Source organism: Burkholderia seminalis (assembly GCF_001718535.1).
Taxonomy (GTDB): Bacteria; Pseudomonadota; Gammaproteobacteria; order Burkholderiales; family Burkholderiaceae; genus Burkholderia; species Burkholderia seminalis.
In genome coordinates this window covers 2,021,234-2,045,817 of the sequence record NZ_CP013400.1, presented here as the reverse complement: position 1 = coordinate 2,045,817, position 24,584 = coordinate 2,021,234, and the positions used below count along the sequence as shown (strand labels likewise).

Here is a 24,584-nt window from a genome sequence, read left to right as displayed (position 1 = left end):
ATGTCGGACCGTTGCGCGGACTCGCGCGACCAGGGCCACTGACGTCGGTCGCGGGGCTGTACCAGGGGCGGTGAAGCGACGCTGTCAGGGTTGACTGCGTCGTCATTTCTGACGATGCGCGACAAAAAGGCCGACGCGCAATCTACGAAGACCGCAATGTACGAGAGACGTAGATGCCCACCCTGCCGCAGCTTTCAGTCGTCGACGCAAAAGGCGCGATCGATCGACGCGAGATCTCCTGCCTGGAATACGTACAGGCGCTGGTGGATCAACAGGCCAACACCGAGTCGCTGAACGGGTTCGCGCATTTCAACCCCGAGACGTTGTTGCAATCGGCGCGAGCCCACGACGAACCGCTCGCAGCCCGGACAGGCCGGATGTCACTTGCCGGCATTCCGTTGGCGATCAAGGACAACATCGACTGCGCGGGCATGCCGACAGCGGCTGGAACGGCCGCGCTTCGCCACGCCGTTCCTCGAGCGCAGGCGCCAGTCGTGGCGCGTGTGGTCGAGGCGGGGGCGTTGGTCGCCGGCAAAGCGAACATGCACGAACTCGCTTTCGGCTGCACCAACGACAACGGATTTTTTGGCCCGGCCCGCAACCCGTATGACCCGTCCAGAATTCCCGGCGGAAGCAGCGGTGGGTCGGCCGTGCTGGTGGCGAGCGGGGCGGTGCCGGCGGCGCTCGGCACCGACACGGGCGGATCGGTGCGCATCCCGGCGGCGCTGTGCGGGCTGGTCGGCTTTCGTCCCACGCACGGACGTTATCCGTCCGAGGGCGTCGTGCCGATATCGCCCACGCGCGACACGGTCGGCCCGATCGCCCGCACCGTTGCCGACGTGATGTTGCTGGACGCGATCCTGTCTGGAAGGGGTTCAGCGCCTCCCGCTGCCGACGATGCACGTGACGTTCGCCTGGCAGTTCCGTACTCGACGTTGTGGGAGGGGTTGTCGCCCGACGCGCGGCCGGTACTCGAACGTGCGCTGCAGACGCTGAAGGATGCGGGCTTCGATCTGGTTGACGTGGACCTGCGACGTTATCCGTTTTTTCGTGCGAAGAAGAACGCAACCATTCCTTTTTTCGAGTTCGGCGGCGCCGTGGGCCGCTATCTGGAAACAGGCGGCGTGGCCGTGACGTTCCCGGAGATCGTTGCCCAGATCAGGAGCCCGGATGTGATCCGGATCGTCGGCGACATCCTGGGGGCCGGTGCGATTTCCGCGGCCGAATACGCCGAAGCGCTCCTCGCGCGAGAGCGGTCCCGCACGTCCTACGTGGCGTGTCTTCGCGAAGTGGAGGCAGATGCGCTGCTGTTTCCCACCGTCCTGATTCCCGCTTGCCGCATCGGCGCCGAAACCGTGGTGGTCGGGTCTGAAGCGCTCGATGTCTTTGCCGCATACACACGAAATACCGAACCGGGCAGCAACGCAGGGGTGCCCGGCATCACCGTTCCCGCAGGCCTGACCCGGGACGGCCTCCCGGTTGGATTGGCGCTGGACGGTGCGCCGTATTCGGATCAGCGAATCCTGCAGATCGGCAAGGAAATGGAGCGCGTCCTGTGTGCGGCGACGTTCCCGCGTCTCGACGCACACGTTCAATCATCCGGCAACGGCTTAACGAGAAAGGCAAGCAAATGAATCGTCGACATATCCTGAAAAGTATTGCGCTCGGTGCCGCCAGTGCCGCGGTGGGCGTCGGGGGGCTCGTTCCGGTGTCGGTTCGCGCGGCAAACCAGCCGCTGAAGTTGGCGCTGATGGCGCCGATGAGCGGGCCGGCCGCATTTTTCGGTCAAGCCTGCAAAAACTGTGCAGCGATGGCGATCGACGAGATCAATGCGCGCGGGGGCGTGTTGGGACGCCCGCTCGAGTTGCTGGTGGGAGATGCCGGCGCCGCGCCTTCCGAGTCCGCGCAGACGGCGCTGCGCCTGTGGAAGCGCGACAAGGCGGAGGTCTTTGTCGGATCGCACGATAGTGCTGTCCGCACGGCGCTGGAAAGTCTGTTCCGAGGCCAGGTGCCTTACTTCTATACCCCGATGTACGAAGGGGGCGATTGCGCGAAGGGCACGTTCTTCGTTGGCGAGACGCCCGCGCAGCAACTGACGCCGGTCATTCCGTGGTTGACCGCCCAGCACCAGGTCAAGCGCTGGTTCCTGATCGGCAACGACTACGTCTGGCCGCGCAAGTCGAACGAAGTGGCGAAAAAGGCGATTCAGGGTTCCGGCGCGACCGTGGTCGGCGAAGAGTACGTTCCGTTCGACGTCGACAACTTCGACGCGGTACTGGGCAAAATTCGCGACAGCAAGGCGGATGCGGTGTTCATCACGCTGGTGGGCGGGTCGGCCGTCACGTTCAACAGAAGTTTTGCGAGCTTCGGTCTCGGCGACAGGATGATCCGCTTCGGCACGATGATCGAGGAAAACACGTTGATCGGGATCGGTGCGTCCAACACCAGGAACCTCTACTCGGCGTCCGGCTTTTTCGCGACGCCGACCGCAACGTCCGCGCCGTTTCTGGAGCGTTATCACAAGCGGTTCGGCGCGTCGGCGGTTTTGAGCAGCATCGGCGAGTCGACGTACGAGGGCGTCCTGATGTATGACGCGATGGCCAGGAAGGCGAATTCCGCGTCGATCGGCGATCTGACGAAGGCCTCCGACGGGGCAGGCTACAAAGGCCCGCGCGGCGTGGTCACGATGAAGTCCCGCAACGTGACGGCCGACATCTTCCTCGCCAGGGCATCAGGTGCGCGATACGACATCGTCAAGACGTTCTCGCAGCTTGGCTCGGCCGAGACCTGTGCGAGCGGAGCGGGTGCGGGTTGACGTCATGCTGCTTTCCCATCTTCTCAATCTCGGGTACGCGTGTGCGGCCCTCGCGCTCACGACGATCGGTCTGGCCATCGTGTTCGGGCTGCTGGGCGTGCTGAACATGGCGCATGGCGAGTTCATCATGCTGGGCGCGTACTCGGTGGTCGTCGTGCAGCGTTTCGGATTACCCGCTTTGCTTGCCATACCCGTGGCGATCGTCGTATGCGCTGCCGTGGGTTGGATCGTCGAACGCGTGCTGGTTCGTCCCTTGTATGAGCGGCCGTTCGATACCTTGCTCGCCACCTGGGGCGTTTCGATCCTGCTGCGCGAAGGGGTGGTCGCATTGTTCGGAAAGGGTTACCAGGACGTGACAGGCGCGGATGGCGCATCGATCGATGTCCTGGGCACCCCGTATCCGGCATTCCGGCTTGCGATGATGCTCGCGGTGGGCCTGGCATTCGCCGCGCTCGCGGCATGGTATGGCCGCAGCCAGACGGGCGCGCGGATTCGGGGCATGGTCGCGAATCCCCTTCTTGCCAGGGCGGCCGGCATCAATACGACCCGGCTGGCCAGCGGCACGTTCATCACGGGGGGGGTGCTGGCCGGGTTGGCGGGGGTGTTGCTCGCGCCGATCGTGCGGGTCGAGCCGTACATGGGCCTCGACTATCTGCTCAATTCGTTTTTCGTGCTCGTGGTCGGCGGCCTGGGCAGCTTGCTCGGTCTCGCGGTCGGCACGTTCGTCATCGGCGGAACGCAGGTCGCGGTGTCGAGTTTCATCGATCAGACGTCGGGTTACACCGCCGTTCTGATCCTGTCCATCTATTTCTTGTGGAGTCGCCCGAATGGCCTCGTCTCGCGCCGTTGAAACGGCCCTCCAGGTTGTCACGGCTGCGGTTCTTCTGAGCTTGCCGCTGTGGGCCGGTGACTACAGTGCAAACCAGATCGGGCTTCTGTTGCTGTATGGAATGGCAACGCAAGGCGTTGCGTTGTGCTGGGGGAATGCGGGCTTTTTGCCGCTGGGCCAAAGCCTGTTCTTCGGGCTGGGCGCGTATGTCAGCGCCTTGGTATTGCGCGCCGCGGCCGCGGCCGGCGGCGAATGGCAGATCGTCCTGCTTCCGCTTGCAGTCGCGGTACCGGCGGCCCTGGCCTATGCCATCGGATTGATCGTCTTTGCGCGCCGGATCGACAGCGGGCCGTTTTTTTCGCTGATTACCCTTGCGTCATGCATGTTGGGATTTCTGTTGGCCAATCAATGGAGCAGCGTCACCGGCGGCTTCAACGGGCTCACCGATATTCCCGACCTGCCGATGACCGACCGGTATGGAAACCTGTATTACGTGATCGCCGTGGCCGCGGTTGTCGTCACGGCGGGGATCACCTGGTTGAGTCGCCGCCCCATCGGGACGCTCTGGGCCGCCCTCTCGGAGAATGAGGATCGCCTCCAGTTCCTTGGATTCGCGACGCACCGGCTGAAGGCGGCCGCTTTCGGCCTCTCGGGCGCGATCGCGGGTCTGGGCGGCGCGCTGTATGCGCCTCACGAGGGTCTCGTTGGCCCTCAGGCGGTCGGCGTCGCGTTGTCGGCGCAGTTCGTCATCTGGGCAGCCGTCGGGGGGAAGCGCAGTCCGTTGGGTGCGCAACTCGGTGCCGTCGTGATCGGGCTGCTCGCCGCGACCTGGCGCGATCTGTTCACCTATTGGGAAGTGCTGGTCGCGCTGATTTTCATCGGTGTGGTGCGGCTGTTTCCCGATGGCCTGGCCGGCGCGGCCGCCGCGCTTGCCCGGATGGCGGGTCTGCGCGTCGCGAACGTCATTCCGGAGAAACGGCTAGATGCTCACGAGATCGCGACGATCGACAGGCGGCCGGCTCAATCCGCGTTGCTCAGTTTCCGCAAGGTGGAAGTCAGCCAGGGGGGCGTCAACATTCTCAACGGGCTCGATCTCGAGGTGGGAGCCGGGGTCATCCATTGTTTCATTGGCCCGAATGGCGCCGGCAAGACGTCGACATTCAACGCAATGACGGGCCGCTTGCCGGTCCGTTCAGGTGAAATTCACTTTCGCGGGACCGAGATTTCGTCCTCTCAGGCGTGGCAGGTCGCCCGACTGGGCATCGGCCGCAAGTTTCAGATTCCCGCGGTGTTTGCCCGGTTGTCGGTCGACCAGAATCTTCAGATCGCCCTGTGGGCGAACCGGATACGTCCTCGGGAGATGCTGAGCGCGGCGCCGCTGCATTGGAATTCGGTTCAACGCGTACGCACGCTCGGGAAATTCGGGTTTCTCGAATCGAATCTGGCGGTTCGTGCGGGCGATCTGTCTCAAGGGATGCGCCAGATGCTGGAGTTCGCGATGGTGGCGATCACCGAGCCGCGTCTTTTGCTCCTCGACGAACCGTGCGCCGGCCTCTCGGCGCACGAAACCCGTCACATGATGGACGCGATCACGTCGACCGTGGGCGAACTGGAGGCGTCAGCCATCGTGATCGAGCATGACATGAGCGCACTCGAAAAGATCGCCGGCAACGTGGTGGTCCTGCATCAGGGAAGAAGCCTCGCGGTCGGATCGCTGTCGCAGATCAAGATGTCGGCAGACGTCAAGGCCGTCTACTCGGGAGGAAGAAAGTGAGCGAACGCCGGCGGGAAGCCGTGTTGAGGTTTTCGTCGATCGTCGCGGGTTACGGCGACACGATGGTGCTCAAGGGAATCAGCGGCGAGGTGGCCGCGGGTAATGTCCTGGGGGTGTTTGGCCGCAACGGTGTGGGCAAGTCGACACTGATGCGCGCCCTGACAGGTGTTATCCAGCCCACTTCCGGGGCAGTCACGGTCAACGGCGGTGAAGTAGGAAAAGTACCGTCGCACCAACGGCGACGTCTGGGGATGAGCTATGCGCCGCAGGAACGGGTTGTCTTCGACAATTTGAGCGTTGCAGACAACCTGACCCTCGGATTCAGGACAAGAAGCCTGGAAGCATACGAAGAATTGTTCGAGATTTTCCCGCGTCTGAAAGAGCGGTTGCCGCAGGCAGCCGGGAAGCTGAGCGGGGGTGAAAAGAAGCTGCTTTCCTTCGCCAGGATCATCGCGGAGCGTTCGCCGCTCACGCTGATCGACGAGCCGTCGGAAGGCGTTCAGCAGGAGAACCTGGAGCGGATGGCATCCGTTATCCGGTCTCGAATCGAGGAAGGCGCGGCGTTCGTGGTGGTCGAACAGAATCTGACGTTTCTCACTTCGATCGCGGACCATTTCATCGGTCTGGATCATGGAGAGGTCGTGCTGTCGGGCGACTCGATCGATATGTCGCGCGACCGGCTCGAAGCCGTATTGGCGGTTTAGGCTTTCGTATCAGGCAATTCGCCGCTCGTGCGTACCTGACGTACCTGAGCGTCGACCGCGCCGTTCAATCGTCGTCACGGCGCGGCCGTTCCGGCCGCGGCGACGGAAGCAGCCAGCTCCGCACGGTTGGAGAATCCCTTCTTGTCCATGATCCGTCGCAAATGGGTGCGTACGGTCGACAAGCTGATGCAGAGAAGGCGGCCGATATCCTGATCGGTACAACCCTTTGCGACGAGCTGGGCGATCTCGCTCTCACGGTCCGTGAGCCCCGTCGCGCTGCCTGCCCGACGTTTGATGGCGCGGCAAAGGAACGGCTCGATCGCATCGAGCACGAGTTTGTCGCGCAGCTCGAATTCAGGCCGATTCCTGGTTCGCCAGATTCTCAGGTCGCTGAGCTGGCGTTCGCCGTCGAAAACGAACACGTTGATCCCGTGATGCAAACCATCCTGCGCGAGAAACTCGTTATAGAACTCGCTTTTCTCCAGGGCAGGCCGGTCCATCACTTCTTCCACGAACGTGGCCCGGCGCATCCTGCAGAGCTGCGCCGTCATCGGGTCATTGTGCTGATACCAGCTTGTGTAGCGACGCACGTGATCCGAGTCGACGTTGACCGCAATCGGGTCGACGTAGGTCCCTTTCTCGGCATCCCAGTTGTAGGAGACGCAGAAATCGGATCGCAACAACCGGGTCAAGTCTGACAAAACGACACGTCTGACATCCACGATCGGTCCGAGCTCTTCGAGCCGCCCGATGATGTCGCCGAAAAGTCGGAGTTCGTCGAGCGTGAGATCGTGAACTGGTGGCTTCAAGGGGGCCTCATCGGTAGGAGGAGTCGGGAGACGGCACGCGCGACAGTCTTGGAAGACTGGTTCGCATTACGCATCAATCATAGCAGTGTAAAAAATCCCGATCAGCAACGAACGTGCGGCCTTTGCCCGTCCGTTGTATTCATGCCGCAGTCGCATCCGCCGCCTGTTTTCGGGCCGAAAGGGATGCCCGCGGCGGACCCTGAATGCCGCCGCCACTGACCGGGATTTCCGCATCGACATTTCTGACGATGGGGCTCAAAAAACGACGGTCATAAAGTGGACGCGCAGTGGGAAGCGGACGTGTTGAGACCGTTCGTCGTGGAGGCAAGCCGGAGGTTTACCCGCAGACGCCTGCCCATTGATCAAACGATTCCAGCGCATTTTCAGCGGGACGTGTTCCTCAGCCATTTTCGTCAACGAAAACTACGCCATAAAATTAGGATAGCGATATGAACAGGATCATCAAGCGAAGCATGGTGGTGTGCGCCGCGGTTGGGTGCGGCGTGGCACATGCGCAGTCGTCAGTGACGCTGTACGGGCTGGTCGATGCGGGCATCACGTACACGAACAATGCAACGTCGGGCACCGGACATGGCGCGCTCGTGCAGTTCACGTCCGGGTCGTCGCAGGGAGATCGTTGGGGGCTGACGGGCAAAGAGGACCTGGGTGGCGGGCTCAAGGCGATCTTCACGCTCGAAAGCGGTTTTCAACTTTCCAACGGGGCCTTGGCGCAGAGCGGGCTGTTGTTCAACCGCGCGGCCTTCGTCGGCCTCGACGGGCGGTTCGGGACGCTGACGCTCGGGCGGCAATACGACTTCATCGGCGATATTTTCCCCGCGTACTCGATCGCGGGAAACACGGCCGCGGGTATCCTCGCGTGGGGCATTCCGGCGTATGCGGCTGGCGGGTATACGCTGGATAACCGACTGTGGGGCGACAACGTCAATAACTCGGTGAAGTATCTTTCGCCGACGATTTCGGGCTTCAGTGTCGGGGCGATGTACGGTTTCGGCAATGTGGCCGGCTCATTGGGCACCAACAGCGCGATGAACTTCCTGCTGAACTACAACCGGGGCGGGCTCGCCGCATCGCTGTCGTATTTCAAGCAGCATAACGCGACCCGCTCCGCGAATTTGACGGAATACGCCGGCGGTGCAACATACAGCCTGGGGAAAGCGCAGATATTCGGTGTGGTGACCGATGTCCAGTTGAGCAGCGGCACCCAAGCGCGCGCGCTGACCTATGACGGCGGCGTGACTTACTTTGTCAGGCCCGACCTCTCGCTCGGCGCCGGGTTCCAGTTCCAGCAGCGCAACAACGGGGTCGGCAGCGCGAATCAGGCGACCATCGGGGCCGATTACTTCATTTCCAAACGCACGGACGTGTATTTCGTCGGGGCGCTCGCGCATGATCATGCGCACGGCGCTCAAATCGAAGCAGCGCTCGGATCGCCGTCCAGCACGAGTTTTCAGACCGCGGCGAGGATCGGCATTCGGCACAAGTTCTGACTGGTGCGGCGGCACGTGCCGGTGGTGCACGGGCGGGCCGGCAGCGCTTGGTCGTGCGTCGAAATACGATGCGCATGTGAGTGGATGCGTCGCGCGGCGTCCGGTTCGTGCGATCCGTCCGCTACCCGGCGCGGCTACATCGCGGCACTGTAAAGATGATGTGCGTCGGTCAGTGCGTCGGCGACAAGCTGCAGGCCGTCGCGGCAGCGCTCCTGATCCTGCGGGCCGCCGAGGCAGAGGCGAATCGCGTCCGGCGGGTTGCCGTCGGTCGAGAATGCCGCGCTTGCCACGGCGGCGACACTCCGGCTTCGCAGATATTGCGCGAGATCCGGTGCTGTCCACTGGCACTCGCCGGGAACCGGCAACCAGAGATGAAAACCGTCGGGATGCGCGTCGAAAGGCCATGCGCCGAGAACGCGGCTGGCGATCGCCTGCCGTGAATGCGCCTCGGATCGGATGGCGGCCAGCATCTCGCTTGCCGTGCCGTCGTTGATCCACTGGGTGGACAGCAGCATCGTGAACGGGCTCGGCATCACGGTCGTGGCGCGCAATGCCCCCGCGATGCGCTGTGTTTCGCGCACCGTCGGCGCCAGCAGGTAGGCGATTCGCAGCCCGGCGCCGAGGTTCTTCGACATGCCGGTCACGTAGTAGGTCAGTTCGGGGGCCAGCAACGCCAGTGGCGGCGGGGCGCTCTGCGGCAGCATCGCGTACGCGTCGTCCTCGATGATGGGCACGTTGTAGCGCATCGCGATATCCGCCAGCGCTTCGCGGCGCCTGAACGGTATCGTGAGCGTGCTTGGATTCTGCAGGGTCGGGTTGCAGTACAGCGCCGCGGGCTGTCCGCTTCGGCAGAACGATTCGAACGCATGCGGCAACGGCCCGTCGTCGTCCCGCGGCAGCGGCTGCAACTGGACGCCCAGTTGCGATGCGATGGCCTTGATGCCGGGGTACGCGAGTGAATCGAGGCAGATCGAATCACCGCGGCGCGCAAGCCGGGAGACGAGCGCGACGAGCGCGCTGTGGATTCCCGGACAAACGAGCACGGTATCGCTGCTGCAGCCGGGCAGGCGATGGGCCAGCCATGCGCGGCCGGCGGCGCGATCCGCCGGTGTGCCGCCGAAATCCTGATATCGCATCAGTTGGTAAGGGTCCGCGGCGGCGAACAATGCCGCCGCCGATTGTTGCAGCCGGCCGACCATCTCGGCCGGTTCAGGGGGCATGTTCATCGACATCTCGATGCTGCTCCCGCCCGACAGCTGGACCGTTTGCGTCGGGCCGCGCACGAACGTGCCGCTTCCTGCCCGCGTATCGAGCAAGCCGCGTCGGCGGGCTTCCGCATACGCGCGGGCGACCGTCGTGTAGTTCAGGTTCAGCGCCCCGGCGAGATCGCGCAGCCCGGGCAGGCGGTCGCGCGGTTTCAGCCGGCCGGCCGCAAGATCTTCCTCGATGAGGTCGGGGATCAGCTGATAGGCCGGTTTCCTGCTTTCCAGCAAGCGCTTCGACCAATGATGGATTGCGTAATCCATACCTGTTTCCATTTGACGATTCATCAAAACGTTAGCATGGCGCATTAATCGAAAAATATATATATCGCGCCGTGGAAGGCGACTGATTGCATTGATTGCATCGTGTATCGGATTGATGCATCGATGCACGCCGGGCGCGCACCGGTTCATGCGTGCTGCATCAGTCAGGTGCGCCGTTCGGCCCGGACGGGCCGTTTTCAGTTGGATCCGGATTGGGGCACGCAAGGATCGAACCGACTGCAGCGGCATTTTTGGATTGAATGATTGCAGAGTGATTGCATCGGGTCGCGGCCCGGTTGGCATATGCGTTGCGTTAATGAGTTCGCCCGGATTCGAAAGCGTTCGGGAATCTCATTCAACTCATTTCCAGACGGAGCGTGCCATGCCCGCAGTCAATCAGCCGCTGCACAAGAAGGGAGATTTCCTCGTCGACTACGAGGAAAAAGTATTCGAAGACGTCAAGGCGGAAGCGGGCGAGAAGGCGCTCGTGACGTTCCACACGGTTGCGTTCGAGGGGTCGATCGGCTTCGTGAACCTCCTGCAGGCGACCCGCCTGCAGCGCAAGGGGTTCGAGACGTCGGTGCTGCTCTACGGCCCCGGCGTGACGCTCGGCCTGCAACGCGGGTTCCCGACACTGGGCGACGAGGCGTTTCCCGGCCATCTGAACTTCAACAAGCAGCTCGTGAAGTTCATGGAGGAAGGCGGGAAAGTCTATGCGTGCCGCTTTGCATTGCAGGCGCTTTACGGGCACGGCGAAGCGTCGCTGATCGAGGGCATCCGGCCGATCAACCCGCTCGACGTGCTCGATATCCAGCTGCTTCACCGCAAGGAGAACGCGCTGATCATCCATACCTGGACCGTTTGATCGAATCACGGGTGCCATCATGTCCGACAAACGCATCGTCCGGGCGGCAGCCGTCCAGATCGCGCCCGATCTGGAACGCGCCGGCGGCACGCTCGACAAGGTCTGCGCGGCGATCGACGAGGCCGCCGGCAAGGGCGTCCAGCTGATCGTCTTTCCCGAAACATTCGTGCCGTACTACCCGTACTTCTCGTTCGTGCGGACGCCGGTCGCGTCCGGCGCCGATCACATGCGGCTCTACGAGCAGGCCGTGACGGTGCCGGGGCCCGTGACGCATGCGGTTGCGGAGCGCGCGCGCCTGCACGGGATGGTGGTCGTGCTCGGCGTGAACGAGCGCGACCACGGCAGCCTGTACAACACGCAGCTGATCTTCGACGGCGACGGGCGCCTCGCGCTGAAGCGCCGCAAGATCACGCCGACGTTTCACGAGCGGATGATCTGGGGGCAGGGGGATGCGGCCGGACTCAAGGTCGTGCGGACCGGTGCCGGACGGGTCGGTGCGCTCGCCTGCTGGGAGCACTACAACCCGCTCGCCCGTTATGCGCTGATGACGCAGCACGAGGAAATTCATTGCAGCCAGTTCCCCGGATCGCTGGTCGGCCCGATCTTCGCGGACCAGATCGAGGTCACGATCCGCCACCACGCGCTGGAGTCCGGCTGCTTCGTCGTCAATGCGACCGGCTGGCTGACGGATGCCCAGATCGAGTCGATCACGGGCGATCCGAATCTGCAGAAGGCCCTGCGCGGCGGATGCAATAGCGCGATCGTGTCCCCGGAGGGGCAGCACCTGGCCGAGCCGTTGCGTGCCGGCGAAGGGATGGTGATCGCCGACCTGGACATGTCGCTGATCACCAAGCGCAAGCGAATGATGGACTCGGTCGGCCATTATGCGCGGCCGGAACTGCTGAGCCTTGCCATCAACGATCGGCCGGCGGCGACGGTGACCCCGATGGGGATCAACGGGTCGGCCGCCCCTGACTTCGAGGGAAACTGCCATGAGCGTGAACGCGAAACCGTCGGTGCAGAGCCGGCAATTGATGACTGAACTGCAGTCGGTCGGGCTGCGCCTCGCGGATCCGCGGGTTGGCGCCGCGAGCCGGCGCGGCGGTGCCGGGCCGTCCGATCACAAGGCCGTGACGGTCGACGGCGTGACCATCATGGTGCCTGTGCACACGAGCACCGCGTGGGATTCGCCGTTCGTCGCGGGGGCGCCCGATGCGGCGGGCGTCAGCCAGCTCTCGCGCGGCACCATCCCGATCGCGAGCATCAGCTTTCCGTCGAACCCGCGCTTCTACGCATTGCAGACGCTGGAGGGCGTGCCGTATTCGCACATCGCGACGCTGCACGGTGCCGACGTGCTGGCGACCACGGTGTTGCAGACCTGCATTCGCTACGAGAGCCGGCGCAAGACCTGCCAGTTCTGCTCGATCGGCCAGTCGCTCGCAGCCGGCAGGACGATCGCCCGCAAGACGCCTGAACAACTCGCCGAGGTGGCGCGCGCGGCGGTCCTGCTCGACGGCGTCAAGCACATGGTATTGACGACCGGCACACCGCCGACGCCCGACCGCGGCGCGCGCGTGCTCTGCGAAAGCGCGTTCGCGATCAAGGCGGCCGTCGATCTCCCGATCCAGGCGCAATGCGAGCCGCCCGACGACGACGGCTGGTTCGAGCGGATGAAGGCAAGCGGGATCGATACGCTGGGCATGCATCTGGAAGCCGTGACGCCGGCCGTGCGCGAACGGATCATGCCCGGCAAGGCGAGCGTGCCGCTGTCCCGCTACATGGCGGCATTCCGCGCGGCCGTCGCGGTGTTCGGCCGCGGACAGGTCAGCACCTACATCCTCGCCGGGCTCGGCGACAGCGCGGCCGCGATCCTCGACATGTCGCGCGAACTGATCGGGTTGGGCGTGTATCCGTTCGTCGTGCCGTTCGTGCCGATCAGCGGCACGCCGCTGGAGAGTCATCCCGCGCCGTCGCCGGAATTCATGCGGGCGGTGCTCGAACCGCTCGGCTCCATGCTGCGCGATGCCGGCATGCGCTCCGCCGACATCAAGGCAGGCTGCGGAAAGTGCGGTGCCTGCTCGTCGCTGTCGACCTACGAGGTATGACCATGTACTGCGCAGAGATGGGACTGGCCGACAGCAGCAGCCCGTACCGGCCAGCCGAATACCGGATCAAATGGGCGGCGCTTCCCTGGGAAATCGACGAGGCATACAAGCTGCGCCGGGCCGTGTTCTGCATCGAGCAGGGCATCTTCGCCGGCGACGATCGCGACGATATCGACCGCCACGCGCAATTGCTGGTCGCGGTCAGTTGCTGCGCGGGGCTGCCGGAGCAGGTGGTCGGCACGGTGCGGATTCACGAAACCGGGCCGGGAACCTGGATGGGCTCGCGGCTCGCGGTGCATCCGGCATTCCGGCGGCAAGGCAGGATCGGCTCGATGCTGATCGCGCTGGCCGTCAGCAGTGCGCATGCCGAAGGTTGCCGGCGCTTCGTCGCACACGTGCAATCGCAGAACGTGCCGCTGTTTCTTCGGCTTCACTGGGATGCGCTCGGCGAGGAAACGTTGTTCGGACGTCCTCATCAACTGATGCAGGCCCAGCTTGAACACTATCCGCCGTGCGGCACGCCGTTCGAGGGTTTCGTCCTGCGGCTGGAGGGGGCGCAATGAGTGTCGAGGATCGCATCGCGACGCTGCGCGCGAGCCGCGGCTTCCAGCACAAGCACGACATCGCCGGCGTGGTTGCGTCGCTCGCGGGCGCATTACCGAACGGCGAACGGGACCTCGCACAGGCCGTCGCGCTCGGTGACGACTGCGCGGCGATTCCCGACGCGGACGGCTACCTGCTGTTTGCGATCGAGGGGATGGTCGGCGATTTCGTCGAGTCGATGCCGTGGTTTGCCGGGTACAGCGGCGTGATGGCGAACGTCAGCGACATCTACGCGATGGGCGGGCGGCCGATCGCCGTCGTCGATGCATTGTGGAGCGACGGAATCGACGCCGCGCGGCCGGTGCTCGCCGGGATGGCCGCGGCGGCGTCCGCGTACGGCGTGCCGATCGTCGGCGGCCACAGCAACACGCGCAGCGTGCAGGGGCAACTGGCCGTATCGATCCTGGGCCGGGCCCGCGCGCTGCTGTCGAGCTTCAGCGCGCGGCCGGGCGATCGCCTGATGATGGCGGTCGACCTGCGCGGCGCATTCGAGGCGCCGTATCCGTTCTGGAATGCGTCGGTCGGCACGCCGCCGGCCCGGCTACGCGGCGATCTGGAGATTCTGCCGACGTTGGCCGAAGCCGGGCTGTGCGACGCCGCGAAGGATATCTCGATGGCCGGCGTGCTCGGGACGGCGCTGATGCTCGCCGAATGCTCGCGCGTCGGTGCGCGGATCGCGCTGGACGCGATCCCGCGTCCTCCAGGGGTCGACTTCGATCGCTGGCTGACGGCCTTTCCGAGCTATGGGTTCGTGATGGCGGCGCGGCCGGCGCATGCCGACGCGATCGCGGAACGCTTCGCGGCGCGCGGGCTTGCGTGCGCGGTGATCGGCGATATCGACGCCTCGTGCGAGGTCGTCGTCGAAGAAGCGGGCGAAACGGCGGTGCTGTGGGATTTCCGGGTCGAGCCGTTCATCACCTGCACCGTTGGGGATGTGCGATGAGCGCCGATACGTTGCGCATCGCACTGCTCACCCACTCGGTCAATCCGCGCGGCGGTGTCGTGCACGCGCTGGAACTCGCCCGTGCGCTGCACGATGCGGGCAGCGACGTCACCGTGTTCGCACCGGCCGCGCCGGGCGAGAGAATGTTCCGCGACGTCCGGTGCCGCGTCGTGCTGGCGCGCGTCGATGGCCATCCGCGCAGCGTCGCGGACATGGTGCGCGCGCGGATTGTCGCGATCAGGCATGCATTGCTGGAGCACGATGCAAGCGGCTTCGACGTGCTGCATGCCCAGGACAGCATCACGGGCAATGCGCTGGCCGACCTGAAGCAGTCGGGTGTAATAGACGGCTTCGTACGGACCGTGCATCACCTCGACGTATTCGACGACCCGCAGCTCGAACGCTGGCAGGCGCGCGCGTGGCGAGCGGCGGACCAGGTGCTGTGCGTGAGCGCTGCGTGGGCAGCCACGATGCGCGGGACGTTCGGGGTCGACGCAAGCGTGGTGCCCAACGGCGTGGACGTCTCCCGGTTCGCTCGGGCGGATCGGGCGGCCGTGCAGGCGGTGCGGCAGCGGTTCGGCCTGCACGGCGCACCGGTCGTCCTCGCGATCGGCGGGATCGAGCAGCGGAAAAATTCGATCGCGCTGCTCGAGGCGTTCGCCCGGTTGCGCGGCACGATGCCCGACGCACGGCTCGTGATCGGGGGCGGCGCGAGTCTGCTCGATCACGATGCCTACGCGCGCCGCTTCGTCGCGCGCGCCGCCGCGCTGGGGCTGGGGATCGGCGTCGACGAAACCGTCGTGTCGACGGGGCCGCTCGACGATGCGGCGCTGGTCGCGCTGATGCACTGCGCCGACGTGGTGTCGATGGTGTCGATCCGGGAGGGATTCGGCCTGGTCGTGCTCGAGGGGCTTGCTTGCGGAAAGCCCGTGGTCGTATCCGAAATCGAACCCTTTACCGAGTATCTGGACGAGCGCGTGTGTGTGTGGGCCGATCCCGCCGATGTGGATTCGATCGCCGGCGCGCTGCGCGACGCGCTATCGGGACGGCGTGCTCCCGATTTCGCACGTGCCGTGCCCGCGCTGATGAACCGCTTCACATGGGAAGCGAGTGCGCGCAGGCATTTGGACATCTACCAGGACAGGCTGGCGCAGCGTGCGCAAGCATCGTCCGCCAAGTGAGGAGGCATCATGCCGGTCATGCATTTTCGGGTCCGTTGGCCCGACCAGTCGGAAACCAATTGCTATTCGCCTTCGACCGTGGTGTCGGAATTTTTCACGCCCGGCACGCAATACGCGCTCGACGACTTCGTCGAACGAGCCCGGCGTGCCCTGGGTATCGGGTCCGAGCGCGTACGGGAGAAATACGGGTTCGCGTGCTCGGCCGCGATGGATGAGCTGGCACGGATCGAAGCGCACGCGCAACGATTTTCTCCGCAGGGCGATGCGACCGTGACCGTCATCGAGCTCGTTTAGGGCGTCCGGCACGCGGCAATCCACCGTCGTCTTCAACACACATTCAGGACTGCATCATGTCAAGCGAACCCGTTGTTTCATCCAGCATCCCGGATATCGATTCCCGTCTCGGCGTAGCGGTCGTCGGCGGCGGGCAGGCAGGACTGTCGATCAGCCACTACCTGAAGCAGGCAGGTATCGATCATCTCGTGTTCGAAAAGGAGACCGTGACGCACACGTGGCGCACGCAGCGCTGGGACGCGTTCTGTCTCGTGACGCCGAACTGGCAGTGTGCGCTGCCGGGTTATCCGTATCGCGGTGCGGATCCGCACGGCTTCATGACGAAGGACGAGATCGTCGAGTATCTCGACGGATTCATCCGCAGCGTCGATGCCCCGGTGCTGGAACACACCGCCGTCGAGCGTGTGACGCGCGACGCGGACGGACGCTATCGCATCGCGACGTCGCGCGGCACGTACACGGCGGATCGGGTCGTCGTGGCATCGGGCGGCTACCATCGGCCGATCGTGCCGCGGATGGCCGAGCGGTTTCCGGCCACGATCGTGCAGATCCAGTCGTCGGAGTACCGGAATCCGGCCGCGTTGCCGGACGGACCGGTTCTCGTGGTCGGATCGGGACAATCGGGTGCGCAGATCGCGGAGGACCTCCACCTCGCCGGGCGAAAGGTGTTCCTCGCGGTGGGCGATGCGCCTCGCTGCGCCCGTTTCTACCGGGGCAGGGACGTCGTCGACTGGCTGGCCGACATGCAGTACTACGACATGCCGGTCGATGCGCATCCGCTGCGCGAAGGCGTGCGCGACAACACCAACCACTATGTGACCGGCCGCGACGGCGGGCGCGATATCGATCTGCGCCGCTTTGCCGCCGACGGGATGGAACTGTACGGCCGGCTGGAGGATTTCACGGGCGGACAGTTGCGCTTCTCCGCGGATCTGGCGGCGCGGCTCGACAGCGCGGACGATACGTACAACCGGATCAACGCCGGCATCGATGCCCATATCGAGAAGAACGGAATCGCGGCGCCCCCTGCGACGCGTTACGCGCCCGTGTGGCGTCCGGCCGGCGAGCGCACGGCGCTCGATCTCGCGGCGAGCGGCATCGCATCGGTCATCTGGTGCATCGGCTTCACCCCGGATTTCAGCTGGCTGGATGCGCCGGTCTTCAACGGCCGCGGTTATCCCGCGCACCGGCGCGGCGTGACGCCGGTTCCGGGGCTCTACTTCGTCGGACTGCCGTGGCTGCACACGTGGGGATCGGGGCGATTCTCCGGCGTTGCGCGCGATGCCGCCCATATCGTCGACCAGATCCGGGCCGAGATGACGGCGCCGCGGCGCTCATCCGAAAGCGTGGCTGCCTGACGCCGCTGCATACGCCATCCATCGCCATCGAGCCGGCATGCCGCGACGCGCGCACGCGAGGCTCGCGGAAGACTGGCCGGGCGACGCGTGCAGGCAGCGTCGCCGGGATGCGCCGGCCGCGCATGCGGGCCGCGACGACCCCGGGTTCTTCGACGAGGGGGCGGCAGCATGCCCATGCGACGATCGTGCCGATGCCCGCCGGTTTCGGCGCGTCGGACTACGCCGACAATCTCGCCTATAACGATGTCTACGATCGCGCGTTGGAAAGTCAAACCGAAACGAAGCTCGATTCAGGCAATTGACTCCGCCGGACGATTGCTTTAAAAAGTAAAGCATGACCACGCCAAGAATCGGACAACGCGTTCGCGGATCGACGACGGGGCGGCCCATCATGGTCGTGCTGGATCTGCTCGGGCGCCGCACCGCGCTGCGCATTTTGTGGGAGCTGCGCGGCTCGCCGCTCACGTTCCGCGCATTGCAGGAAGCCTGCGAAACGAACGCGCGTCTGCTCAACACGCGGCTGGCCGAGCTCAAGGCGTCGGGCCTCGTCGAGCACGGGGAGGGCGGCTATCGTATGACCGCCGAAGGCCGCCGGCTCGAAGCGGCGCTGCAGCCGTTGCTGGGGTGGGCAAGAGAGTGGGCGAAGCGCGACCCGGACGGGCTGGACGCGGCCGATCGCGAACAAGCCGGTCAGGCGCGCTGACCGCTCCTGCGCGCGGGTGCGGTCGCATCGTCATTCCAGGTCACGCGTCGAGCGTGATCCATTTTTCGTTCGCGGAGTCCATTCATGCCTGTTCGGGCCGTCATATTCGACTTCGATCTGACGCTGGCGGATTCGTCCGCGGCGATCGTCGAATGCACGGAATACGCATTGCATCGGCTTGGCGCGGCACGCGCGACACCCGCGCAGATCGGCGCCGTGATCGGTCTGACGCTGCCGCAGATGTTCCGTTCGTTGACGGGCGAGACCGAAGCGGCGCGGGCCGATGCGTTCGCGCGGCACTTCGTCGCGCGTGCCGACGAGATCATGGTGCCCGGCACGCGCATCTATCCCGAGGTGCCGCCGCTGCTTGGACGGCTGCGCGAGCAAGGGCTCGCCGTCGCGATCGTGTCGTCGAAGTTTCGCTACCGGATCGAGGCGATTCTCGAGCGCAACGGCTTGCAGTCGCTGGTCGACGTGTTGATCGGCGGAGAAGACGTGCAACGTCACAAGCCGGATCCCGAAGGGCTCGTGCTGGCGTTGGCGCGGCTGGGCCTGCCTGCCGCCGCCGCGATCTATGTCGGCGACCATGCGGTGGACGCGCAGGCGGCCGAGCGCGCGGGCGTGCCGTTCGTCGGCGCGGTGACCGGCATGACGTCGTTCGATGCGTGGGCGCGCGCGGGCAAGCAGGCGGTCCCGGCGCATATCGGCGAACTGGCCGCGATCGTGCGGCGGATGCAGCACGAGCCGGGCCGGGCGTCCGGCCCGCACGGCGTCTGACGCCGGTTTCGGGAGCCGCACGATGCCGCGCCGCGTGAACCATCTCCGCTGGAAGATCGTCGCGTTTCTGGTCGCGCCGCTGACCTTCGTGATGACGCTCGATCGCGCGGCGATGGCCGTGGCCGCTCCGGCGATCCAGGGCGAACTCGGCCTGTCGATCGTCGAGATGTCGATGATCCTGACGATCTACTTCTGGGCCTATGCGCTCGGCCAGATCCCGGCCGGACGCGCGGCCGAACGCTTCGGGTCGCGCCGCGTGCTGTTCGGCACCAGCACGCTGTGGTCGCTGATGATGATCGTCACGCCGCTCGGCGGTTCGTTCGCCTGGTTGTTCGGTTGCCGGCTGGTGCTTGGCGGCGCGCAGTCGGCAGACTGGTCCAGCAGCGTCGTCGCGCTCAAGCGCTGGTTTCCGGCCGGCGAGCGTGCGAAAGGCAACGCGGTGCTGCTCGCGGGGCTGTATCTGGGCCCGATCGTGTCGGCGCCCCTCACGGCCTGGACGATCGTCCATTTCGGCTGGCATGCCGTCTTCCATGGATTCGGCGCGCTCGGCCTGCTGCTCGGCGCAATCTGGTGGTTCGGCTACCGCGATGCGCCGGCGTCCCATCCGCTGATCACGCCGGCCGAGGCGGACTACATCGCGGCCGGCCAGCCGCCCGGCCAGACGGCCGTGTCGGGTTCGCTCGCGCGTTGCCTGCGGCTGGGGCGTTTCTGGATCTTCGGCATCCAGTACTTCCTGCTCGTGCTGATCCAGAGCTTCTACACGACGTGGCTGCCGACCTACCTGATGCGCGCGCGCGGCCTGTCGCTGAAGGCAATGGGGCTGTACGCGTCGCTGCCGTGGGTGGCCGTGTTCGCGGCGGTATTCGTCGCGGGTACCGTCAGCGACCGGTTGCTGAGGAAAACGGGTTCGATCTACCGGGCGCGCACGCCGGTCGCGATCGCGGGATTCGTCGTGAGCGCGCTGGCCCTGGTCGCCGCGTCGCGCGCGCAGGCGATGGCCGCGGTCATCGCGCTGCTGTGCCTGTCGTTCGCGGCCGTCGGATTCGTGCAGGTCGTCGTGTGGTCGGCCGCGCAGGATCTCGGGCGGCCGTTCGCCGGCGTGATGTCGGGCTGGACCAACGTATGGGGCGCCCTGTCGAACGTCGCGGGGCCGATGGCGCTCGCGCTCGTCGTCAAGATCACCGGCAACTGGGGCAGCGGGATGGTCGTGATCGGTGCCGCGGCGGCCTGCGGCGCGGTGCTGTGGCTGTTCGTGCATCCCGAGCGCCCGCTGCTGGCCGCGACGGCGGGCGGCTTGCCGCCGTCGGCAGCGGGCGGGAATGCGGCGCGCGGCGACGCGGGCGCAACCCGTGCCGACGCCGGGCGGGTGTCCGAGCCGGCCGACTGAGCCGTATTGCACAACGGGCCGGCAGCGCGCGACGGATTCTGCGACCATCGCCGTTAAAGTCCTGTCCGCAACCCGATCCGCTGCCATGTCCCTTATTTCCGTCGCCTTTGCCAGCATCCGGCCCGCGCGTGCGCGGTCGTTCGCCCGTGCGCTGTCGTTCGCACTTTCGCTCTCGGTTTCGATCGCCTGTGCCGTCATCGGCATGGCGGGCAGTGTGCGTCCAGCCGAAGCCGCGACGCCTACCCAGCGCGAACGTCTCGAAGCACCGGTCAAGGCCGTCGCCGACCAGCGCGTGGCCGTCGCGACGCCGCAGGGCAGCGCGGCGCTGCCCGTCTATGCCGACCATCCGCTCGATCAGCCCGCGCCCGACGTCGTGCGCGTGTTCATCGTGATTCACGGCACGCTTCGCAACGCCGACACGTATTACGCGTCGGGGCGCCAGGTCGTCGAGAAGGCCGGCGCGGCCGGCAGCGGCACGATGGTCGTCGCGCCGCAGTTCCTGACGCGCGCCGATACGCGCGCATTCTCGTTGCCCGCATCGACACTCGCGTGGACGCAGGAAGGCTGGAAGGGCGGCGAACCGGCGCGCCAGCCGGGGCCGGTCAGCTCGTTCGCGGCGCTCGACGCGCTGCTCGCGCATTTCGCCGACCGCAGCCTGTACCCGTCGCTGACGACGGTCGTCGTGATCGGTCACTCCGCCGGCGCGCAGTTGCTGCAGCGTTACGCCGTGGCCGGGCACGAAGGCGACGCGCTGGCGCGTGGCGGCGTCGCCGTGCGCTACGTGGTCGCGAACCCGTCGAGCTACCTGTATTTCGACGACGAACGGCCGAATGCCGACGCGATCGCGGGCGGCATCTGCCCGCGCGCGACGCAATGGAAGTACGGGCTGAAGTCGGCGCCGCCTTACGTCGCGTCGCAGGATGGGCGCGAACTCGAAACGCGTTATGTGGCGCGCGATGTCGTGTACCTGCTCGGGCAGGCCGATACGAATCCGTACACGCATTTCATCGACCGTTCGTGCGCGGCGATGGCGCAGGGCCCGTACCGGCTCGCGCGCGGGCTCGCGTATTTCGACTACCTGAAGAAGCGGCACCCGGACGATCTCGCGCAGCAGGTCGTCGAAGTCCCGGGCGTCGGGCATGACGGTCTCGGCATGTTCACGTCCGCTTGCGGGCTGGCCGTGCTGTTCGGGCAGGCCTTGCCGCAATCGTGTCCGGTCGTCGCCGGCACCGCGCCGGCGATGCGGGCGGCAGGGCCGTGAGCGGGCGAGCGAGGTGCGCGCGCGGCGAGAATCGATCGATCAGAAAAATGCAGGAATCGGCGACATAAATTCATTTCCCTGCGCGGCGTTCGCGGTTCAGGATGACGGCGTTCCCAGGAGCGTCCCCATGAACATCACGATCCTCGACGATTATTTCGACACGCTGCGCACGCTGCCGAGCTTTCGCAAGCTGGACGGGCAGGCGGTCACGATCTGGAACGACCATGTGCAGGACGTCGACGCGCTGGCCGAACGCCTGCGCGATACGGAGGTGCTCGTGCTGATTCGCGAGCGCACGCAGATTCGCGCGCCGCTCATCGCCCGGTTGCCGAAGCTGCGGTTGATCAGTCAGCGCAGCGTGTATCCGCATATCGACATCGACGCGTGCACCGCACACGGCGTGATCGTGTCGTCGAACCAGCATGCCGGCACGCCGTCCTATGCGGCTGCCGAACTCACCTGGGGCCTCGTGCTGGCCGCGATGCGCCAGATTCCGCAGCAGATGCGCGCGCTGCAGGCCGGCCACTGGCAAACCGGCGTGGGCCGGACGCTGCGCGGGCGCACGCTGGGCATTTACGGCTACGGCCGGATCGGTGCGGAGGTCGCCCGATACGGCGCCGCGTTCGGGATGAACGTGCGGGTCTGGGCGCGCGAAGCGTCGCGGCAGCGCGCCCGCGACGACGGCTGGCACACGGCGCCGGACAAGCGCACCTTCTTCGAAACCTGCGACGTGCTTTCGTTGCACATGCGGCTCGTGCCCGCCACGCGCGGCATCGTGACGGCCGAGGATCTCGGCCGGATGAAACCCGATGCGCTGCTGGTGAACACGAGCCGCGCGGGCCTCGTCGCCGCGGGCGCGCTCGAGGCGGCATTGCAGGCCGGCCGGCCCGGGATGGCGGCGCTCGACGTGTACGAGACCGAGCCGCTGCGCGACCCGCGGCATCCGTTGCTGCGTTTGCCCAATGTCGTGTGCACGCCGCATATCGCCTACGTGACCGAGGACGAATACGAAACGCAGTTCTCGGATGTGTTCGACCAGATCGTGTCCTATGCGGCCGGACAGCCGATCCACGTGGTCAACCCGGACGTGCTCGCGCATGAAGCGGCATCGATCGAGCCGTTGATCCTCGACCTGCTCGAATGGATCGGGCCCGGCGCGCGGCCGTACGACGAGGTGATCGACGCATGGCGCACGTCGTGCCCGCGCCTGCCGGTCTGGGAGGAGGCGTGCGCGCGCGGTTACGTGGTCCGGCACCATGCGCCCGGCGGCGTGGCGGAGGTCGAAGTGAGCGAAGCCGGCCGCGCCCGTGTCCGGGCCGCGCGCGCCTGAGCGTGCGGGGCGAGCGGCCGCGCCATCCGCGCGTCATGCCGTTTTTTCGGCGACCGGCGCTGCGTCCGGATCGTACACCGTCAAGCCTTCCGTCGGATCCGTCGGCACGTCCCACGGGCGCGCGGCGATCGCCCGTTTCGCCGCGTCGTAGCCGGCCTGCCGGCGCGCCGCGATGCCGGCCGGCGTGAAATCGATGTCCTTCAACTGATTGTCGCCGTCGAGCCGCGGCGCGGCGAGCTTGATCAGGTGCATCGTCGTCTCGCATCCCCACGCGGCGAGCCGGCGCACCGCGGGCGACGCACGGTCGGCTTCCGGCACGTGCCGGACCAGCTCGCGGATCACGTGGCGCAGCCGGTGAATCTGCTGCTGGCGCGCGATGTGGCTGTCGGTGCGGCTCGCGTACTGGATGTCCTTCTGTCGCTCCGACACCTGCCAGATGCTCTCGGGCTCGGGGCCGGCCGGATTCCACATCTGCACGGAGAAGATGATCGAGCTGCGGCGCGGGTTGTCGTCGAGCACGACCTCGACCGGCGTATTCGAATACACGCCGCCGTCCCAGTACGGCGCGCCGTCGATCCGTATCGCCGGAAACGCGGGCGGCAGCGCCCCCGAACTCATGATGTGCTCGATCCCGAGCCGTGTATCGCGTGAATCGAAATAGCGCATCGTGCCCGTACACGCGTTGACGGCGCTGACGGTCAGGCGCGGATGGCCCGCGTTCAGCAAGTCGGGATCGACCAGCGACGCGAGCGTGTCGCGCAGCGGCGCGATCCGGTAGTACGACGCGCGATCGACGCCGAGGCGCGCCAGCGGCCCGAACCACGACGCCGGATTGGGCTGGAAGAAGCCCGTGATGCCGCCGCCGATGATCATCAGCTCGGCCAGCATCCGGTCCCAGCCGGGCAGCAGGGGCGGGACGTCGAAACGGGTCCGTTCGGTCACGCGCCGCCAGAACGCCGACAGCTTGTCGTAGCGCTGCTCCGGCGGGTTGCCCGCGATCAGCGCCGCGTTGATCGCGCCGATCGACGTGCCGACCACCCAGTCGGGCCGGATCCCGGCTTCGTCCATTGCCTGGAACACGCCGAGCTGGAACGCGCCCAGTGCGCCGCCGCCCTGGAGCACGAGCACGACTTGCCCGGGGAGGTCCATTCGTGCCGGCTGGCTCGCGGTCATGGCTTGCCTCGCTGCGTATGACGGTGGGTCGGATCCGAACAGTTCGATTCAGTTTAGGCGATCGATCGCGCGGCGTCGCCCGCCGCGCGACGGCGGCCCGCGTTTGCGTTGCCGCTCGCGTCCGACCCTTTGGCGCGGCCGGCGTCACGCGTCCGGGTAAGGCGTGCCGTCCTTGTGCAGGAACCGGCCGTCGCGGCTCGGGCTCATCAGGTCGATGTCCGGGCAGGTGATCACGTCGTCCGGCGAACGCGAGCCGACTTCGAGATAGACGGCAACCGCGTCCGACCGGTTGACCAGGTGGTGACCGTTGCCCGAGTTCTTCGGAAACGCGGCGCAGTCGCCCGCGCGCAGCACGGTCTCGCCGCCGTCCTCGATCATCACGAGCTCGCCTTCGAGCACGTAGACGAATTCGTCCTCGTCGGAATGCCAGTGCCGCTGGGCCGACCACCCGCCCGGCGGCACGCGCATCAGGTTGACGCCGAAGTCGCGCAGCCCGCCCGCGTCGCCGAGACGCTGGCGGACGCGCTGCGCGCACGGCGCGTCGAACGGCCGCGGATAGCCGCTGCCGCGGCGTTCGGGCACGGCGCCGAGGTCGATCCTGGGCATGGGCGGCTCCGTCTGCCACGCGGGCGAATGGGA

General features: G+C 66.2%; 22 protein-coding genes and 1 pseudogene. 19 read left to right on the top strand and 4 right to left on the bottom strand.

Annotation, left to right across the window (positions count from 1 at the left end):
• The first annotated feature begins 173 nt into the window (after positions 1–173).
• From iaaH to WJ12_RS29765, 5 genes are read left to right on the top strand one after another with little or no spacing between them, the layout of a single operon-like run.
• Complete coding sequence (gene iaaH / locus WJ12_RS29785; protein WP_059556737.1) at positions 174–1,634, top strand: indoleacetamide hydrolase; 1,461 nt, start codon at positions 174–176, stop codon at positions 1,632–1,634.
• The gene (locus WJ12_RS29780) at positions 1,631–2,815 is read left to right on the top strand and encodes a substrate-binding domain-containing protein (protein ID WP_059556736.1); all 1,185 of its coding nucleotides are present in this window, start codon (positions 1,631–1,633) and stop codon (positions 2,813–2,815) included. The genes iaaH and WJ12_RS29780 overlap by 4 nt, the downstream gene beginning before the upstream one ends.
• 4 nt (positions 2,816–2,819) lie before the next feature.
• Entirely contained in the window at positions 2,820–3,665 is an 846-nt protein-coding gene (locus WJ12_RS29775) for a branched-chain amino acid ABC transporter permease (protein ID WP_059556949.1), read from the top strand.
• The gene (locus WJ12_RS29770) at positions 3,643–5,418 is read left to right on the top strand and encodes a branched-chain amino acid ABC transporter ATP-binding protein/permease (RefSeq protein ID WP_034189489.1); all 1,776 of its coding nucleotides are present in this window, start codon (positions 3,643–3,645) and stop codon (positions 5,416–5,418) included. The genes WJ12_RS29775 and WJ12_RS29770 overlap by 23 nt, the downstream gene beginning before the upstream one ends.
• Positions 5,415–6,122, top strand: coding sequence for an ABC transporter ATP-binding protein (locus tag WJ12_RS29765; protein WP_226104047.1), 708 nt, complete (start codon positions 5,415–5,417; stop codon positions 6,120–6,122). The genes WJ12_RS29770 and WJ12_RS29765 overlap by 4 nt, the downstream gene beginning before the upstream one ends.
• A gap of 74 nt (positions 6,123–6,196) precedes the next feature.
• Here the strand turns inward: WJ12_RS29765 and WJ12_RS29760 are convergent, their stop codons facing one another.
• Positions 6,197–6,931, bottom strand: coding sequence for a helix-turn-helix transcriptional regulator (locus WJ12_RS29760; protein WP_034189490.1), 735 nt, complete (start codon positions 6,929–6,931; stop codon positions 6,197–6,199).
• A gap of 449 nt (positions 6,932–7,380) precedes the next feature.
• Between WJ12_RS29760 and WJ12_RS29755 the strand changes: the two genes are divergently transcribed.
• Complete coding sequence (locus WJ12_RS29755; protein WP_051701016.1) at positions 7,381–8,439, top strand: porin; 1,059 nt, start codon at positions 7,381–7,383, stop codon at positions 8,437–8,439.
• A gap of 134 nt (positions 8,440–8,573) precedes the next feature.
• Here the strand turns inward: WJ12_RS29755 and WJ12_RS29750 are convergent, their stop codons facing one another.
• A complete protein-coding gene (locus tag WJ12_RS29750; protein WP_059556734.1) occupies positions 8,574–9,965 on the bottom strand; it encodes an aminotransferase-like domain-containing protein in 1,392 nt (463 codons plus the stop codon).
• Positions 9,966–10,347: 382 nt separating this feature from the next.
• Between WJ12_RS29750 and WJ12_RS29745 the strand changes: the two genes are divergently transcribed.
• The 13 genes and pseudogenes from WJ12_RS29745 to WJ12_RS29685 form a co-directional block, all read left to right on the top strand.
• Positions 10,348–10,830 (top strand): MSMEG_0572/Sll0783 family nitrogen starvation response protein, encoded by a 483-nt coding sequence (locus WJ12_RS29745; protein WP_034189492.1) that lies wholly within the window; start codon positions 10,348–10,350, stop codon positions 10,828–10,830.
• Between the two features lie 19 nt (positions 10,831–10,849).
• Positions 10,850–11,872, top strand: coding sequence for a Nit6803 family nitrilase (locus WJ12_RS29740; protein WP_059556733.1), 1,023 nt, complete (start codon positions 10,850–10,852; stop codon positions 11,870–11,872).
• Positions 11,865–12,935, top strand: coding sequence for an MSMEG_0568 family radical SAM protein (locus WJ12_RS29735; protein WP_059556948.1), 1,071 nt, complete (start codon positions 11,865–11,867; stop codon positions 12,933–12,935). Before WJ12_RS29740 ends, WJ12_RS29735 begins: the two co-directional genes overlap by 8 nt.
• A 2-nt stretch (positions 12,936–12,937) precedes the next feature.
• Positions 12,938–13,498, top strand: coding sequence for an MSMEG_0567/Sll0786 family nitrogen starvation N-acetyltransferase (locus tag WJ12_RS29730; RefSeq protein WP_124607758.1), 561 nt, complete (start codon positions 12,938–12,940; stop codon positions 13,496–13,498).
• Positions 13,495–14,481 (top strand): sll0787 family AIR synthase-like protein, encoded by a 987-nt coding sequence (locus WJ12_RS29725; protein WP_059556732.1) that lies wholly within the window; start codon positions 13,495–13,497, stop codon positions 14,479–14,481. Before WJ12_RS29730 ends, WJ12_RS29725 begins: the two co-directional genes overlap by 4 nt.
• Positions 14,478–15,662 (top strand): MSMEG_0565 family glycosyltransferase, encoded by a 1,185-nt coding sequence (locus tag WJ12_RS29720; protein WP_059556731.1) that lies wholly within the window; start codon positions 14,478–14,480, stop codon positions 15,660–15,662. The genes WJ12_RS29725 and WJ12_RS29720 overlap by 4 nt, the downstream gene beginning before the upstream one ends.
• Positions 15,663–15,671: 9 nt before the next feature.
• Complete coding sequence (locus tag WJ12_RS29715; RefSeq protein WP_034189497.1) at positions 15,672–15,956, top strand: MSMEG_0570 family nitrogen starvation response protein; 285 nt, start codon at positions 15,672–15,674, stop codon at positions 15,954–15,956.
• Positions 15,957–16,012: 56 nt separating this feature from the next.
• Positions 16,013–17,314: an MSMEG_0569 family flavin-dependent oxidoreductase gene (locus WJ12_RS29710; protein ID WP_059556730.1), complete on the top strand. Its 1,302-nt coding sequence runs from the start codon at positions 16,013–16,015 to the stop codon at positions 17,312–17,314.
• Positions 17,315–17,705: 391 nt separating this feature from the next.
• Positions 17,706–18,017, top strand: coding sequence for a winged helix-turn-helix transcriptional regulator (locus WJ12_RS29705; RefSeq protein WP_226104046.1), 312 nt, complete (start codon positions 17,706–17,708; stop codon positions 18,015–18,017).
• An 84-nt stretch (positions 18,018–18,101) separates the two neighbouring features.
• Positions 18,102–18,794: an HAD family hydrolase gene (locus WJ12_RS29700; RefSeq protein ID WP_034189500.1), complete on the top strand. Its 693-nt coding sequence runs from the start codon at positions 18,102–18,104 to the stop codon at positions 18,792–18,794.
• 34 nt (positions 18,795–18,828) lie between these two features.
• A complete protein-coding gene (locus WJ12_RS29695) occupies positions 18,829–20,181 on the top strand; it encodes an MFS transporter (protein ID WP_167361900.1) in 1,353 nt (450 codons plus the stop codon).
• Positions 20,182–20,266: 85 nt separating this feature from the next.
• A complete protein-coding gene (locus tag WJ12_RS29690) occupies positions 20,267–21,442 on the top strand; it encodes an alpha/beta fold hydrolase (protein WP_059556728.1) in 1,176 nt (391 codons plus the stop codon).
• Between the two features lie 127 nt (positions 21,443–21,569).
• A pseudogene (locus tag WJ12_RS29685) lies at positions 21,570–22,538 on the top strand (D-2-hydroxyacid dehydrogenase family protein); the annotation flags it as partial.
• Positions 22,539–22,805: 267 nt separating this feature from the next.
• On the opposite strand, the gene WJ12_RS29680 reads toward WJ12_RS29685, so the two are convergent.
• Both WJ12_RS29680 and WJ12_RS29675 read right to left on the bottom strand, forming a co-directional pair.
• Positions 22,806–23,945, bottom strand: coding sequence for a patatin-like phospholipase family protein (locus WJ12_RS29680; protein ID WP_059556726.1), 1,140 nt, complete (start codon positions 23,943–23,945; stop codon positions 22,806–22,808).
• A gap of 144 nt (positions 23,946–24,089) precedes the next feature.
• Complete coding sequence (locus tag WJ12_RS29675) at positions 24,090–24,551, bottom strand: cupin domain-containing protein (protein WP_049031278.1); 462 nt, start codon at positions 24,549–24,551, stop codon at positions 24,090–24,092.
• Positions 24,552–24,584 lie beyond the last annotated feature (33 nt).

What these genes read in the sequence shown, in the direction of transcription:
- iaaH (WP_059556737.1), top strand. Translation starts at nt 174, where the DNA reads ATGCCCACCCTGCCGCAGCTTTCAGTCGTCGACGCAAAAGGCGCGATC.
- WJ12_RS29780 (WP_059556736.1), top strand. Translation starts at nt 1,631, where the DNA reads ATGAATCGTCGACATATCCTGAAAAGTATTGCGCTCGGTGCCGCCAGT.
- WJ12_RS29775 (WP_059556949.1), top strand. Translation starts at nt 2,820, where the DNA reads ATGCTGCTTTCCCATCTTCTCAATCTCGGGTACGCGTGTGCGGCCCTC.
- WJ12_RS29770 (WP_034189489.1), top strand. Translation starts at nt 3,643, where the DNA reads ATGGCCTCGTCTCGCGCCGTTGAAACGGCCCTCCAGGTTGTCACGGCT.
- WJ12_RS29755 (WP_051701016.1), top strand. Translation starts at nt 7,381, where the DNA reads ATGAACAGGATCATCAAGCGAAGCATGGTGGTGTGCGCCGCGGTTGGG.
- WJ12_RS29750 (WP_059556734.1), bottom strand. Translation starts at nt 9,965, where the DNA reads ATGGATTACGCAATCCATCATTGGTCGAAGCGCTTGCTGGAAAGCAGG.
- WJ12_RS29745 (WP_034189492.1), top strand. Translation starts at nt 10,348, where the DNA reads ATGCCCGCAGTCAATCAGCCGCTGCACAAGAAGGGAGATTTCCTCGTC.
- WJ12_RS29740 (WP_059556733.1), top strand. Translation starts at nt 10,850, where the DNA reads ATGTCCGACAAACGCATCGTCCGGGCGGCAGCCGTCCAGATCGCGCCC.
- WJ12_RS29735 (WP_059556948.1), top strand. Translation starts at nt 11,865, where the DNA reads ATGACTGAACTGCAGTCGGTCGGGCTGCGCCTCGCGGATCCGCGGGTT.
- WJ12_RS29730 (WP_124607758.1), top strand. Translation starts at nt 12,938, where the DNA reads ATGTACTGCGCAGAGATGGGACTGGCCGACAGCAGCAGCCCGTACCGG.
- WJ12_RS29725 (WP_059556732.1), top strand. Translation starts at nt 13,495, where the DNA reads ATGAGTGTCGAGGATCGCATCGCGACGCTGCGCGCGAGCCGCGGCTTC.
- WJ12_RS29720 (WP_059556731.1), top strand. Translation starts at nt 14,478, where the DNA reads ATGAGCGCCGATACGTTGCGCATCGCACTGCTCACCCACTCGGTCAAT.
- WJ12_RS29715 (WP_034189497.1), top strand. Translation starts at nt 15,672, where the DNA reads ATGCCGGTCATGCATTTTCGGGTCCGTTGGCCCGACCAGTCGGAAACC.
- WJ12_RS29710 (WP_059556730.1), top strand. Translation starts at nt 16,013, where the DNA reads ATGTCAAGCGAACCCGTTGTTTCATCCAGCATCCCGGATATCGATTCC.
- WJ12_RS29705 (WP_226104046.1), top strand. Translation starts at nt 17,706, where the DNA reads ATGGTCGTGCTGGATCTGCTCGGGCGCCGCACCGCGCTGCGCATTTTG.
- WJ12_RS29700 (WP_034189500.1), top strand. Translation starts at nt 18,102, where the DNA reads ATGCCTGTTCGGGCCGTCATATTCGACTTCGATCTGACGCTGGCGGAT.
- WJ12_RS29690 (WP_059556728.1), top strand. Translation starts at nt 20,267, where the DNA reads ATGTCCCTTATTTCCGTCGCCTTTGCCAGCATCCGGCCCGCGCGTGCG.
- WJ12_RS29680 (WP_059556726.1), bottom strand. Translation starts at nt 23,945, where the DNA reads ATGACCGCGAGCCAGCCGGCACGAATGGACCTCCCCGGGCAAGTCGTG.
- WJ12_RS29675 (WP_049031278.1), bottom strand. Translation starts at nt 24,551, where the DNA reads ATGCCCAGGATCGACCTCGGCGCCGTGCCCGAACGCCGCGGCAGCGGC.